The following is a 13584-nucleotide window of genomic DNA, read 5'->3' on the forward strand; positions in this document are numbered from 1 at the left end:
GACACTCCATGAGTGACATGAACGAAGAGCGCAAGGCGGCCCGTCACAAGGCCGCCATGGAAAAACAGAAGTCCCGGGTGGATGCCCGCATCGCCGAGGCGGATACCGATCGCGGTGTGGCCATTCTGTTGACCGGTAATGGCAAAGGTAAATCCAGCTCGGCCTTCGGCATGGTGCTGCGTGCCCTGGGCTATGGCCAGACGGTGGGCGTGGTCCAGTTCATCAAGGGCGAGCAGCTCTCCGGGGAGGAAATCTACCTCAAAGAGCAGCTCCCCCAGGTGCGCTTTTACCAGATGGGCACTGGCTTTACCTGGGACACCCAGGACCGCAGCGGTGATATTGCCGCCGCCGAACGGACCTGGGCCCAGGCGGCGGAGATGCTCAATGACCCCGCGCTGGATCTGGTGGTGCTGGATGAGCTGACCTACATGCTGGCCTTTGACTATCTGGATGAGGCCACCGTGCTCTCGGCCCTGGCGAACCGGCCGGCTCATCAGAGTGTGGTGGTCACCGGGCGGGGTGGCGGTGCTGAACTGCAGGCACTGATGGATACCGTCTCGGAAGTGAAGGATATCAAGCACGCCTTCAACGCCGGGATCAAAGCCCGTCGGGGCGTGGACTACTGACCGTGGTGGTGCTCGCCCGCACCCGCCAGAGCCGGCGCCGTCAGGGTACGATTGTCCTGGGGGGCGCGCTGGTGGTCAGCGCACTGCTCTCGCTGTGGCTGGGCTCGGTGAACCTGGGGGCGGTCAATGTCCTCAAGGCCCTGGTGGGACTGGAGGTGCCCGGGCACACCGCGCAGATCGTGCAGGCCATCCGATTGCCGCGCGCCTTGCTGGCAGCGTCGGTGGGAGCACTGCTGGCGCTGTGCGGCGCTATCCTGCAGGGGTTGTTCCGCAACCCACTGGCGGACCCCTCCCTGATCGGCGTGACCGCCGGCGCCTCCGTGGGTGCCAGCCTGATGATTGTGCTCGGCACGGGCATGAGTGGGGTGCTGACCGGTGTGGCTGGTATGTCCCTGGTATCCCTCGGAGCGTTTCTGGGTGGACTGCTCACCGTATGGTTGGTCTATCGGGTGGCGACCGGCATCAATGGCACCTCCGTGGCCACCATGCTGCTGATGGGCATCGCGGTGTCCGCTCTATCGGCCAGCGCCACCGGGTTGCTGGAGTACTTCGCGGACAACGAAATGCTCCGGCGGATCAGCCTCTGGCGTATGGGCGGCCTGGAGGGGGCCAACCTGACCCGGGTGCTATTGGCCGGCGGTATTCTGACCGTGGCACTGCTAGCTCTGCCGTCCTTCGGGCGGGCGCTCAATACGCTGCTTCTGGGTGAGTCTCAGGCCCGCCACCTCGGGGTGGATGTCGAGCGGCTGAAAACCCGGTTGATCATTCTGGTGGCGGCGGGGGTCGGGCTCTCAGTGGCGGTGGCCGGCAGCATCGCCTTTGTCGGGCTGGTGGTGCCGCACATGATCCGGCTGTGGGTCGGGCCGGATCATCGCTACCTGTTGCCCCTGTCGGCGCTGGGGGGCGCGGTGTTGCTGTTGCTGGCGGATGTGGCGGCACGCACCGTGATGGCCCCGGCCGAACTGCCCGTGGGCCTGGTGACGGCCCTGTTGGGGGCGCCATTCTTCATTTCCCTGCTGCGCCAGCGCCGCTTTGAGGGGGCTTAGTCCATGTCATTACTGCACATCGATCAACTGAGTGTCTGTATTGACGAGCGCGAACTGGTCTCCTCGGTGTCACTGGCGGTGCAGCCGGGTGAAATCCTGGCGTTGATCGGGCCCAACGGTGCGGGTAAGACCACGCTCCTGCGCGCCATCAGTGGCGACCTGAGTCCGAGCGCGGGGGAAATCCGGTTCAACGATCGGGTGCTGGCGCACTGGCCCGCGGGCGAGAAGGCCCTGGCGTTGGCGGTGCTGACCCAGTCCAATCCGCTGGCCTTCCCGTTTACCGTGTCTGAGGTGGTGGCGCTGGGGCGCACGCCCCACAGTACTGGCGTGCTTATCGATGAACAGGTGTGTGCCGAGGCCATGGCGGCGCTGGATGTTACGCACCTGGCCGAGCGGCTCTATCCGTCCTTGTCGGGCGGTGAAAAGCAGCGGGTGCAGTTGGCCCGGGTGATGGCCCAGATCTGGCGCCCGGATACCGCCGCCGGTCGGCTCCTGCTGCTCGATGAGCCGGTGGCGGCACTGGATCTGGGCCACCAGCGCCAGCTGATGCAGGCGGTGCGGGCCTTTGCCGATCGGGGGGTCGGGGTGGTGATGGTGGTGCACGATATCAGCCTGGCCGCCGCTTACAGCGATCATCTTCTGGCACTCAAAGACGGTGGTCGGGTGGCCTATGGTTCGCCGGATGAGGTTGTGAATACGGCGCTGATTGCGGATCTGTTTGATACGGAGGTGGAGGTGATTACCCATCCGAAAACGGGAAAACCGGTGGTATTGGCCAATGGGTAAACGTAAGGGTTTGTTTCGTCGGTTTTTGACGGCGTTTATTTTGCTGCTTGGTTTATCCCTCGGGCTCCATGCACTGGCCCAGATTCAGGTAACGGATGATCTGGGCCGGGAGATCACTTTGGAGCAGCCGGCCAAGCGGTTGATTGCGCTGGCACCGCATATCGTGGAGAACGTCTACAGCGCCGGCGCGGGTGACCAATTATTGGCGGCGGTGGATTACAGTGACTATCCACCGGAAGCCCAAAAGTTGCCGCCTCTGGGGAGCGCCCAGTCGGTCAGTGTGGAGGCCGTTGTGGCACTGGAGCCCGATCTGGTGTTGATGTGGGCCACCGGTAACAGTCGGACCTTGCGTCAGCAGTTGGAGCGGCTTGGAATCAACGTGTATGTGGATGAGCCACGTACCCTTGAGGATGTGGCTCGCTCGGTCCGCTCCATCGGCGCACTCACGGGAACCGGGGATAGCGCTGAACAGGTCGCCCAGAGACACCTGAATCGATTGGCCGAGCTGCGGGCTCGATACAGCGAGCGAACACCGGTCAGCGTGCTGTATCAGGTCTGGCATCAACCCCTGCAGACCCTTAACGGCGAACACCTGGTGAGTGATGTAATTCGCCTGTGCGGTGGACGCAATGTCTACGCCGATGCCAAACCTCTGGCGCCGACCATCAATATGGAGTCGGTGTTGGAGCGCGATCCCCAGGTCATCGTGGCCAGCGGTATGGGAGAGGAGCGCCCGGACTGGTTGGATGAGTGGAAGTCGTGGTCCGAGTTGACGGCGGTACAGCGGGATAACCTGTTTTTTGTGCCGCCGGATCTGATTCAGCGGCACACGCTGCGCATCCTGGACGGTGCCGAACTGTTCTGTCGGCACATTGACCAGGCCCGTCAGCGCCTGTCAGACGACCCCTGAGTCAGCGGGTCGCCTGATCCGGATGTCGATTGCGGGTCACCGGGCGGGAGAGGGCGTCGATGGCGTTCAGGGTAAACGCCTGGAAGTCGTGGTAGTCGTTGGCGGAGAAGCGGCCGGCCTCGAGTCGGTAGTCAAACTGATGGGTCAGTGTATCAGCGTCGGCGAGGGACCGTGACCGAAAGTGACCAAAGCGGGACTGGTCGTGCTGGTCGGCCACTGGCTCCGGTGTCCGTTCGTCCTCCACCGGGTAGGTGATGCGGGAGGTCAGCCGCAGGGGGTAGGCGATCTCAAAGTCCGTCTGACGATCGTGCACGTAATGACTACTGAGGTAGTAGCGCTCCCAGTAGGCCGGATCGATGACCGCCGCCTGATCGCGTTGGCCCGCGCTCCGGCCGACCCGGTAGTTGAGCGTCAGAATCAGCTCCTTCTCGGTGTCGTCCAGGTTGTCCACGGACAGTGTTTCCACAATCACCGGCCGGCCATTCTCCCCGAGGAACCGCTGCACCCAATTGAGTCGCTCGCGGGGCTCAATATCTTTGAAATAGCCGCGCAGGCTGGAGGCAAAGTAGGCGCTCATGGTCAGGCTTTCCCGCACCAATGTTTCGCCATTGGGCAGGGCGCTCAGTGATCGGCGGATGTCGACTCGGCTGGGGCTGAGTGCGGGTACCTGAACCAGCGCAGGGCGCTCTCCCAGGGTCAGCGTCCAGGTGCTTCCCAGTCCGTCCGGTGCGACCCCGAGCAGATCGATGTTTTTGTTGGTGGCATCGATAAAGGTGCCGCCATTCCACTCCGGCAGATACACGACCATATGATCAAACTGATCGATGCTGGGCATATCGGGGTCCACCGGGCCGGACAGATTGGCCAGGGCCAGCTCGGCGGGAATCCCGGCTTCGCGCAGCAGGCGCCAGAGCAGTACCGAGTGGTCCTTGCAGTCGCCAAAGCGGTCCTGAAGAATCTGCTGCGGTGGGTTGGGGGTGTAGCCGCGCACCCCGAACTCGAGCGCTTTGTAGGTCAGGGTGCGTTGCACATATCCGGCAAGGGCGGCTATGCGTGCCCCGGTATTGTCCGGGGCGAGGCCGTCGGTGAGTGTGGCCACCAATGCATCCAGCTCCGGAGTGTCCGCGAGAATGACCTCGTTCACCCGCGTCCGGTAGTCTGATCCGGCTTCCCGCCACTGATTTTTACTGACCACAACCACACTGGCCATATAGTCTTCATCGTCCACTTGCATCGGCTCCCACAGCGCCGGGGTCGGGTTTTCCACGGTCCAGAGCAGAGAGTTCCGGCGCTTTTTGGGCTGGGGCGCGTTGGTCTGGTTGTACAGCAGGTCATCCAGTTCGCCCTCGATATAGAGCGCCGATAGCCCGATCGGACGCTGGCCGGACAAATATAGGCGCTCGAACGGGAATCGCTCGGCCGGGGAGCGCTGTTCCAGGGTGTATTCAAACTCGATCCGGTAACCCGGCGCCAATCCGGCCACCGGGGCGCGAACAACCTTGCCAAAGGTGGCCTGGTCGTAGTCCTCGGCATCGCCGATGTACAGGCTGCTCCGGTCCAGTGAAGACACTCGCTCGCCGTCTTCGTCAAACACCTCGAGGCGGTTTATATACAGGCGTTCGGAAAGCGGGTTGTAGCGGGCCAACAGCGTGCTGTGACGATTGACGCCGGCGGTATCGTGCACCTGGATATGACGCACCTCGGTGGTTTTGAGCGGTCTGGCCGGGTCGTAGTGATAGGCCGTGACCGTCAGGGGGTAATGAGAGTCATAGCCGTCTATATCACTCACCTCGTCCGGAGGCGTCAGGGCGGGCCAGGCCACCGGCTCAATGGGGGTGTTGATGGAGGCGGAATCGCCCTTGCCCAACTGGGCGTTGGTGAAGCGAAGGTATTCAGCGGTGGCCCGGTCACCGGGCTGCAGGACCAGTGCCTGCTCGAATGACGCCTTGGCCTCCCGGTAGCGCTCAAGATGGTATTGGGCATCGCCCCGATAATTGTACACGGTATTGGAACCCAGCCCCCGTTCAATCAGCCGGTCGCTGTAGGCGATGACCGCTTCGTAATCCCGCATGTCCCCGAGCACATCCATCCGGGTCAGGTGCAGGTTGGGGGAGTGAACCCCCCGGCGATCTGCCTCATCCAGGACCGTCAAGGCCTGCTGGTAGGCGGCTCGGGCCCGGGCGACTTCCGCTTGCGCCTGGACGGCGGCTGCACCGGGCTGGCGGGGGCTGTGCTGGTCCAACACGGCCTGGGCCTGATCGGCCCGATCCTGCTGCAGCAGGCTCTGCACATACGCGTAGAGGTCGTCTTCTGACAGGGAACCCAGTGCAAAGCCGCGCTGATAGTGGTCGATGGCGGCTGGATAGTTCTGCAGGTGGTACTCAAACCAGCCCAGCCAACCCTGGATCATGGCGTCGCTCTGGGCCTGAATGTCCGGGTGCTGCATGAACGCCAGCCCGTCCCGGTAGCGGTTCAGCAAGTTGTAGGTGGAGGCGGTGTTATTGATATAGACCTTGTCCTGTGGATCGAGTCGGGCGGCAAGGGCAAACCCTTTTACCGCGTCCAGATGGTTCTCTGCATTGTGGAAGTAGAGCCCGGCGGCGTTGTAGAACCAGGCTTGCGCCACGGGGTCGGCCGCAGCGTTGGGCTTTGACCAACTCACAGCGTCGATGACCTCTTCGGACAGAGTATCCAGGGCCGCGTCGTCCAGGGTGGTCCAGACGGCAAACAGGTGGGTGCAATCACCCCGGTTGACCAGGTGATAGCGAAAGCGCAGCGGCAGTTCATCCTCCCTGGGCAGAAGCCGCTCCCAGGACGCTGCCTCCTGTTGGCCAATGCGTCGGGGTTGGGGGTTGCGGGCACCCGGTGTGGGGTATTCGTGCCCTATGGCCCGTAACAGAGCATAGCGCACCGCCTCTTTACCGGGCCGCCAGTCGGTGAAGCAGGCGGGGACCGAGACGAAAGCTCCCTGCCAGCGCTCCCCGCCAATGTCCGGGTGGCTGACATGCTCACTGACCTGTGGCCAGTAGGTCCAGTCGCTCCCGGTCAGGTCCAGTTGGTAGCCAAACGGCGATTCATAGGTCCCGAACGGCTGGCCGCTGGTGACGGGTTGAGCCTCGGAGGATCGGTTTTTCGCGGCGATAGCCCCGGGCGTCAGGACGGTCAACGCCAGAACAAGACTGGCAATACGATACAGGGGAATGCGAGGGGGCATGACGAAGGGTCCTTTAGCCGGGTCCTTTTTCCGAGCCGTGATGGCTTATTATGGACCACAGCGCTCATGGGGAGTATGGCACGGGGGTCGCGTTTGTTTTGGGAGTCTAGCCGGAAAGTCCAGGGTGGGCAAATGGCGCGCCAAGTGGTCACCGAGGGGGATTTCGGGTGGTGACAGAGCTTCGGATAATGCTAGTATTTGTCCTTTCTTGCATCACGGCGCCCGGTGCGGCGCTTGAGAATAACAACTGAGGTAATATCGTGTCGAAACAATTGCTGATCTACAACAACATTTCCCCCGTCTCCAGCGAAGCGCACCGCGACTGGTCGATCCAGATTGACAACCACGCCTTTGCCGAGGAGCTGAATTCCGTGCCGCTGCTGGCGACCGAAATCACCTCTGTGGCCCGTGAGCTGCCGGTGATTTTTGCCAAGACCCAAGACGATGGCGGTTTTGTTCCCCTGGCGGTGATGGGCCTGAAGAAAGGCCAGAACCTGTTTCTGGACGAGAAAAAACGCCTGACTATGCGCTATATCCCGGGTTTCCTGCGCCGCTACCCCTTCGCCTTCGCCAATGACGGCAAGACGGACAACTTCACCCTGTGCATCGACGACCAGTTCGAAGGCTGGAGCAAAGATGGCAGCGAGGGCAAGCGCCTGTTCACCGAAACGGGCGAGCAGACCGAAGAGCTCAAGGGCGTCATGGAGTTCCTGAAGGACTACCAGTATCGCGCCGAGCTGACCAATGTCTTCTGCAAGCGCCTGTCCGAGCTCGAGCTGCTGGAGCCGATGGAAGCCAATATCAAGCTGAAAGACGGCCAGGAAGGCGGCGGTTTCAACTTGACCGGTTTCTACGTGGTCAACCGCGAAAAGCTCAAGAAAATCAGCGACGAAGACGTGCTGGACCTGTTCAAGAAAGACGGTCTGGAGCTGATCTTCAGCCACTTGCAGTCCATGCAGAACCTGAATGCACTGGTCAACAAGTACTCAGAGCAGTCCAAAGAAGCCGCCTGATTGTTTCGGTGGTTCAAAAAACCCGCACTGGCTGCGGGTTTTTTTGTGCCCGGCGTTCGGGCATCGGGGGCGCGAGCGTGGCAGATCAGGTGGTGCCCTGGGCGGGTTCGTGGATGCGCACGATCAAAACGTCACAGGCGGCCTGGTGCAGAATATCGGTCGCGGTGGTGCCCAGCAGTCGCTTCAGTCCCTTTTCCCCGTGACTGCCGGTCACGATAACATCGGCGCCGAGCTTGCCGGCAAGATAAGTGATCTCCTGGGGCGCGTCGCCAAACAGGATGTGAAGGTGGTCGGGAGGTAGCACCATGCCATCTGCATACGCCTGCAGGCGAGGAAACAGCTCCTGACGAACCTGCAGTTCACCGTGGCGATGGTTTCGCCCGGTGCCGCTACCCAACGCCGTGACCGGGTGCTCGGCCACGTGGACCAGATGGAGGTGCGAGCTCGTCGTCACGAGCTTGCTCGCGCCGCTCAGGACCTGGGCAGAGTCCTGGGTCAGATCCAGTGCCACCAGGAGGGTGTTATAGCGGGACATGGCAATCTCCCTTAACCGGTTCTAAGCTGTTGTCTCCATAAGTGTAGCCCAAGGCGTGGGTTGATCCGAACGAACCTGAGGTAAGTAGTAGACTGTAATCAGAGGATCAGGCTGAGCGGCCTCCGAACGTGGGGCTGAATGCCGATCCGCCATATCTGTTAAGACCCGGAGAGCGGACTATGACCAGCACCGACACCTCGCGCACCATCCTGTTGACCGGCGGCACCGGCTTTATCGGTGTACCGCTGTGTCATGCATTGCAGCAGCGGGGCTATCACCCGGTGGTGCTCACCCGGGACACCCTGCGGGCCGCAAGGGTTCTGGGGACGGGCGTCAGCCTGGTATCGGAGCTGAGCCAGTTGCCGGATCGACCGGTCGACGCGGTGGTCAATCTGGCCGGCGAGCCCCTGGCCAGTGGCCGCTGGAATGACCGGCGCAAAGAGGAATTTCGGCGCAGCCGTATCGGGACCACCGAGGCGTTGCTGGCCCACTTTCAACAGCGGGGCCACTTTCCGGAACGGATGGTCAGCGGCAGCGCCATCGGCTTCTATGGCGATGGGGGTGACCGACCGCTGACGGAAGTGGATGGTAGCGGTACGGGATTTGCGGCCCAGTTATGCCGGGACTGGGAGGCGGTGGCGGAGCGCTTTGCCGACTCCGGCACCCGGGTCTGTCGGTTGCGGACCGGCATTGTGCTGGGGCCCGGTGGGGGTGCACTGCAGTCCATGTTGCTGCCCTTCAAGCTAGGGTTGGGCGGGCGTCTGGGGTCGGGGCGCCAGTGGATGTCCTGGGTTCACCGGACGGATCTGGTGCGTCTGATTCTGCACTGCCTGGAACAGGACAACCTGTCCGGACCGGTGAACGGGACGGCGCCGAATCCGGTCACCAATCGCTACTTCACCCGCTCGCTGGCGAAGACGCTCCATCGCCCGGCCGTCTTCCCCGCGCCGGCGTTCATGTTGCGGGCCATGATGGCTGATATGGCGGATGAGTTATTGCTGGTCAGTCAGCGGGTATTACCGGAGGCGGCGCTGGAGTCCGGTTTTCAGTTTCAGTATCCCGAACTGGTGCCGGCGTTGGAGCAGATTCTTCGTAATCCCGGGAACGAGTAGAAATAAATATTTTTCTTCAGAGCCTTGAAAACGGTCTGGTCGGCCTTATTTTTTCAGTAAGCCCGCTCGATTGAGGGGCCCGCTACCTGATCTGTAGTGTGTCCGGATGAGCAACACGCTGTTGCTCCCGGCCGGTAGCATTCACTGAACCTGACTCGATCATTGTGATGAGTCCCATTGAATATTGCTCTGAAGAGGATATTGTTATGCGTAGCTTCGATTTTTCTCCCCTGTATCGTTCTGCCATCGGCTTTGATCGTATGGCCAGTCTGCTGGATACACTGAGCCGCAGCGAGCAGAACCAACCCAGCTATCCCCCGTACAACATCGAGTTGACCGGAGAGGATCAGTACCGAATTACCATGGCCGTCGCCGGGTTTGACCGCTCGGAATTGAACATTGAGGTCAATCAGAACAATCTGACGATTTCGGCCAATAAAGAGCCCGAACAGGAAGAGCGGCAGTACCTGCATCAGGGCATCGCCGCGCGTAATTTTGAGCGCCGGTTCCAACTGGCCGATCACGTGGAAGTCAAAGCCGCGACCTTCGAAAATGGTCTGCTGCACATCGATCTGAAGCGGGAGATTCCCGAGGCGATGAAGCCGCGTACCATTGAGATTGATGATGGGCAAAGCCCGTCATTGAAAGACGGTCGAGACGTCAAGTCTGTGACCCACGAAGCGGAATCGAAAAACCGCGACGATTCCAAAGCCGCCTAAACGGCATTCTGTTCTCAGAAAAAACCGGCGAGTCATCTCGCCGGTTTTTTTATGGGTTTGAACTTGACGATTTTTCGGATGGGTTCACTCCGCGCTGAACAGTTTTGCTCGGACGGTAGCCCGGTATTCACGCGGGGTGATCGCCAACTGTTTTTTGAACAGGGTGGTGAAATAACCCGTATCCTGATAACCCACCTTATCGGCAATCTCGGCGATAGTCAGGTTGCTGGTTTTCAGTAGGTCCCGGGCATTGTTGATGCGAATTTCCTGTAGGTAATCCAGGGGCGTCTGCCCGGTGGCGGCCTTGAATCGACGGTTCAGGGTTCGCGTGCTAAGCCCAAAGCGCTCTGCCACCTGCGAGAGCACCACTTCCCGTGGGTAATTATCCTGCAGCCAGAGCTGGACCTGAATGATGTCTTCATCCGGGTGGCGACTGTGCGCTTCCTCAAAGTAACCGCTGCTTTCGTAGGAGCGGCGGATTTCGTGAGAGAAATGACGTTCGACGTGGCTGGCAATGCGCTTGTTATACAGGCGCTGAATAAAGTGGACCGTCAGATCCGCCAGCGAGTTCACACTGGCGGCACAGTAGAGATTGCCCGCTTGGGTGATGAAGTACTGCCGCTTGAGGTCGACCTCAGGATAGTCGCGTTGGAATTGGTCGAAGTAGTGCCAGTGAGTCGTGGCGGGTTTGCCGTTGAGCAGCCCCGCCTCGGCCAGAAAACAGCAGCCGGTGCCCACCGCGCTGATCAGGGCGCCGTTCTGATATTGCTCCCGGAGCCAGTCCAGCACCTGCGGTTGGCGCCGGATGATGGGACGCGGGTTGCGCCAGAAGCCGGGTACATAAACCAGATCGGGGGAGGGGGCATTCTCCAGGGCGTGGTCTGGCGTCCAGCGCAGGCCGGATCGGGTCGCGGCCGGCTCACCCTGGGCCGAGACCGTGCTCAATATCAGTCGGGTTCGCTGGCTGCCGCGGTCGCGCTGGTTGGCGCTCTCCGCCGTGAGCAGCATCTCCATGGGCAGGGTGGCGCTGGTAGCCAGCATGTTGTCGCTGAGCAGAAACGCTATCTGAATGGCTTCTCCGGCATTCTGGGGCATAAAGCGGGCTCTCTGGTGTGATTTGGCCAAAATACCACAAGTTTTGGCGAAAACAACCATGACAATTGCCAGTCAGGGCAATACACTTTCCAGCTGTCCAGACCTCGTGTGCCCGCCGTCTGTGGACCCGTCGAGGTTGTTGAATTCAATGGGAGTCAACTATGTCATCACTGCCGGTTATTGTGGGATTTGGTGGTTTTAATGCCGCCGGTCGAAGCTCGGGTCATCATGCCTATCGGCGAATGATCATCGAAAGCTTGCCCACACAAGAGCGGCAGGAGACCCTGGCCGGCCTGGCGGTGCTGATGGGGCTGGTGACTTTCGAAGACAATGCTTATCGGGACGCGGATGACCGCCCCTATGAGCTGGCCGAGATTGAGCGCCAGTTCGGCCCGGCGATTCTGGAGGGCACGCTGATTCGCCGCATCGACCCGGCGCTTTTTGATGTGGATGCCGCGCACTGGCAGAAAAGTGCCAGCCTCAGTGGTAGCGAGGCGCCCATGAGTTTTGAATTGTCCGAGCGCGACCTGCCCGAACCGCTGCCTTCCGACTGGCAGGTTCAAACGCTGGATGATCGGCGCGTCAAAGTCACGCTGACTGGAACACTGGATGTAAAATGGGACAGCTTCCGGGCCCTGCCGGTCAAGTCCGCCGGGCAACTGCCCAAGGGGTTCGATCCCGGCACTCTGTATAACTCCCGCTTTCATCCCCGAGCCTTGCAGTTGACCGTCATTGGTGCCTCTGATGCGATCCAGTCGGTGGGTGTGCCCTGGGCTGACATTGCCAATGCGGTTCGTCCGGACCAGGTGAGTGTATATGCCAGCAATGTCATGAGTCAGATGGACGAGGCGGGCTTTGGCGGTTTGCTGCAGGCGCGCCTGAAGGGCGGTCGGGTCAGTACCAAGCAGTGCCCACTGGGTCTGAACAGCATGCCGGCGGATTTCGTCAACGCCTACATTATCGGCAGCGTCGGTCAGACCGGGGCCATTGCCGGCGCTTGTGCCTCATTTTTGTATAACCTGCGCGCGGCGGTGGAAGACATTACCGCCGGGCGCTGCCGGGTCGCGGTGGTGGGTAACGCCGAGGCGCCGATCACCCCGGAAATCATCGATGGTTATGCCACCATGGGTGCTTTGGCCGCCGAAGACAAACTGAAGAAAATCGACGGTGCCGACGAGACCGACCCTCGTCGGACCAGTCGGCCGTTCGGGGAAAACTGCGGTTTCACCATTGCCGAGTCCAGCCAGTATGTGGTGCTCATGGATGATGCGCTGGCGCTTGAGCTTGGAGCCGATATTCACGGTGCGGTCAATGACGTGTTCATCAATGCGGACGGTTTCAAAAAGTCGATTTCCGCACCGGGGCCGGGTAACTACATCACCATGGCCAAAGCGGTCGCCTCCGCGCGCGCCATTCTGGGTGATGAGTCGATCCAGAAGCGCTCCATGATTCAGGCCCACGGCTCCAGCACCCCCCAGAATCGGGTGACCGAATCCGAGATCTTTCATCGGGTGGCCGAGGTGTTCGGTATTACCGACTGGCCGGTCACCGCGGTCAAGGCCTATGTGGGCCACACCCTGTCCGCCGCCAGCGGCGAGCAGTTGATCAACAGCCTCGGTGTGTTCCGTTATGGCTTTGTGCCGGGCATCAAGACCATCGACAAGGTGGCGGATGACGTGTTTTCCGAACGCCTGACCATTCCTCTGGAAGACCTGGATCGCCGGGAAAATCCGCTGGATGTGGCGTTCCTGAACTCAAAAGGGTTTGGTGGCAACAATGCCACCGCCAGCGTGCTGGCCCCCCGGGTGGTGGAGCCGATGCTGCGCCGCCGCTACGGTGACTCGGCGTTTGAGGCTTACGCGGCGCGTCGGGAGTCGGTCCGGGAGCGGGCCGGGGTCTATGATAGCCACGCGCTCAAGGGGCAGTTCGATACTCTGTACCACTTTGGCCAGAACATGATCGATGAGAGCGAAATCGAGCTGGGCAGCCGGGAGTTGCGCCTGCCGGGCATGGCGCAGAGTATCGACCTTGACCTCCCCAATCGCTACACCGATATGACCGACTGAGCGCCCGGGCGTCTGCCGGTCGGCCACAAGCGGCTGGCCGGCACGCAAATTGGCCGATCTTTGTCCACATCGGCCTATACAAAGCCGATTCTTTCCCTTAAAATACCGCGCCTTTCGCACCCTGTGTGTGATTGGGTCTTTTCACCGGGTGTCGGTAAGTGCCGGCCCCAATTGGAAAATATAGGAAAATCCTCAATGGTAACTATTCGTCTGTCACGTGGCGGCTCCAAAAAGCGTCCTTTTTACCACCTGTCCGTAACCGACAGCCGCAGCGCCCGTAACGGCCGTTACATCGAACGCGTTGGTTTCTTCAACCCGATCGCCCGCGGCCAGGAAGAGCGCCTGCGTATCGACAATGAGCGTGTCGAGTACTGGGTAGGCCAGGGCGCACAGCTGAGCGAGCGCGTAGCCAGCCTGCTGAAAGAGCAGAAGAAGCAAGCCGCCTAAGCGAGGCGCGCTTGA

12 protein-coding genes are annotated in these 13584 nt (G+C 61.1%); 9 read left to right on the forward strand and 3 right to left on the reverse strand.

Features of this window, described 5'->3' with window-relative positions; genetic code table 11:
* The first annotated feature begins 17 nt into the window (after nucleotides 1–17).
* The 4 genes from cobO to EDC38_RS02320 are packed head-to-tail and all read left to right on the forward strand — an operon-like array spanning nucleotide 18 to nucleotide 3368.
* Complete coding sequence (gene cobO / locus EDC38_RS02305) at nucleotides 18–626, forward strand: cob(I)yrinic acid a,c-diamide adenosyltransferase (protein WP_425462025.1); 609 nt, start codon at nucleotides 18–20, stop codon at nucleotides 624–626.
* An 8-nt stretch (nucleotides 627–634) separates the two neighbouring features.
* The gene (locus tag EDC38_RS02310) at nucleotides 635–1672 is read left to right on the forward strand and encodes a FecCD family ABC transporter permease (protein ID WP_246004410.1); all 1038 of its coding nucleotides are present in this window, start codon (nucleotides 635–637) and stop codon (nucleotides 1670–1672) included.
* Between the two features lie 3 nt (nucleotides 1673–1675).
* Nucleotides 1676–2458: a heme ABC transporter ATP-binding protein gene (locus tag EDC38_RS02315; RefSeq protein WP_123637158.1), complete on the forward strand. Its 783-nt coding sequence runs from the start codon at nucleotides 1676–1678 to the stop codon at nucleotides 2456–2458.
* Entirely contained in the window at nucleotides 2451–3368 is a 918-nt protein-coding gene (locus EDC38_RS02320; protein WP_123637159.1) for a cobalamin-binding protein, read from the forward strand. Before EDC38_RS02315 ends, EDC38_RS02320 begins: the two co-directional genes overlap by 8 nt.
* A gap of 1 nt (nucleotide 3369) precedes the next feature.
* Here EDC38_RS02320 and EDC38_RS02325 read toward each other — a convergent pair whose 3' ends face one another.
* Complete coding sequence (locus EDC38_RS02325) at nucleotides 3370–6582, reverse strand: DUF3857 domain-containing protein (RefSeq protein ID WP_123637160.1); 3213 nt, start codon at nucleotides 6580–6582, stop codon at nucleotides 3370–3372.
* 260 nt (nucleotides 6583–6842) lie between these two features.
* Between EDC38_RS02325 and EDC38_RS02330 the strand changes: the two genes are divergently transcribed.
* Nucleotides 6843–7595 carry a SapC family protein gene (locus EDC38_RS02330; protein ID WP_024459901.1) on the forward strand — a complete coding sequence of 251 codons (753 nt, stop codon included), beginning with the start codon at nucleotides 6843–6845 and terminating at the stop codon, nucleotides 7593–7595.
* A gap of 85 nt (nucleotides 7596–7680) precedes the next feature.
* Here the strand turns inward: EDC38_RS02330 and EDC38_RS02335 are convergent, their stop codons facing one another.
* Nucleotides 7681–8130, reverse strand: coding sequence for a universal stress protein (locus EDC38_RS02335; RefSeq protein ID WP_123637161.1), 450 nt, complete (start codon nucleotides 8128–8130; stop codon nucleotides 7681–7683).
* A 179-nt stretch (nucleotides 8131–8309) separates the two neighbouring features.
* On the opposite strand from EDC38_RS02335, the gene EDC38_RS02340 reads away from it, so the two are divergent.
* Entirely contained in the window at nucleotides 8310–9242 is a 933-nt protein-coding gene (locus EDC38_RS02340; RefSeq protein WP_123637162.1) for a TIGR01777 family oxidoreductase, read from the forward strand.
* 206 nt (nucleotides 9243–9448) lie between these two features.
* Nucleotides 9449–9961: an Hsp20 family protein gene (locus tag EDC38_RS02345; RefSeq protein WP_123637163.1), complete on the forward strand. Its 513-nt coding sequence runs from the start codon at nucleotides 9449–9451 to the stop codon at nucleotides 9959–9961.
* Between the two features lie 84 nt (nucleotides 9962–10045).
* Here the strand turns inward: EDC38_RS02345 and EDC38_RS02350 are convergent, their stop codons facing one another.
* Nucleotides 10046–11056: a GlxA family transcriptional regulator gene (locus EDC38_RS02350; protein WP_036159802.1), complete on the reverse strand. Its 1011-nt coding sequence runs from the start codon at nucleotides 11054–11056 to the stop codon at nucleotides 10046–10048.
* 161 nt (nucleotides 11057–11217) lie between these two features.
* Here EDC38_RS02350 and EDC38_RS02355 point away from each other — a divergent pair, with 161 nt between their 5' ends.
* Complete coding sequence (locus EDC38_RS02355; protein ID WP_123637164.1) at nucleotides 11218–13122, forward strand: beta-ketoacyl synthase; 1905 nt, start codon at nucleotides 11218–11220, stop codon at nucleotides 13120–13122.
* Nucleotides 13123–13317: 195 nt separating this feature from the next.
* Complete coding sequence (gene rpsP / locus EDC38_RS02360) at nucleotides 13318–13569, forward strand: 30S ribosomal protein S16 (protein WP_024459907.1); 252 nt, start codon at nucleotides 13318–13320, stop codon at nucleotides 13567–13569.
* Nucleotides 13570–13584 lie beyond the last annotated feature (15 nt).

The sequence above is a fragment of the Marinimicrobium koreense genome, from assembly GCF_003762925.1.
In the GTDB taxonomy this organism is placed as follows: domain Bacteria; phylum Pseudomonadota; class Gammaproteobacteria; order Pseudomonadales; family Cellvibrionaceae; genus Marinimicrobium; species Marinimicrobium koreense.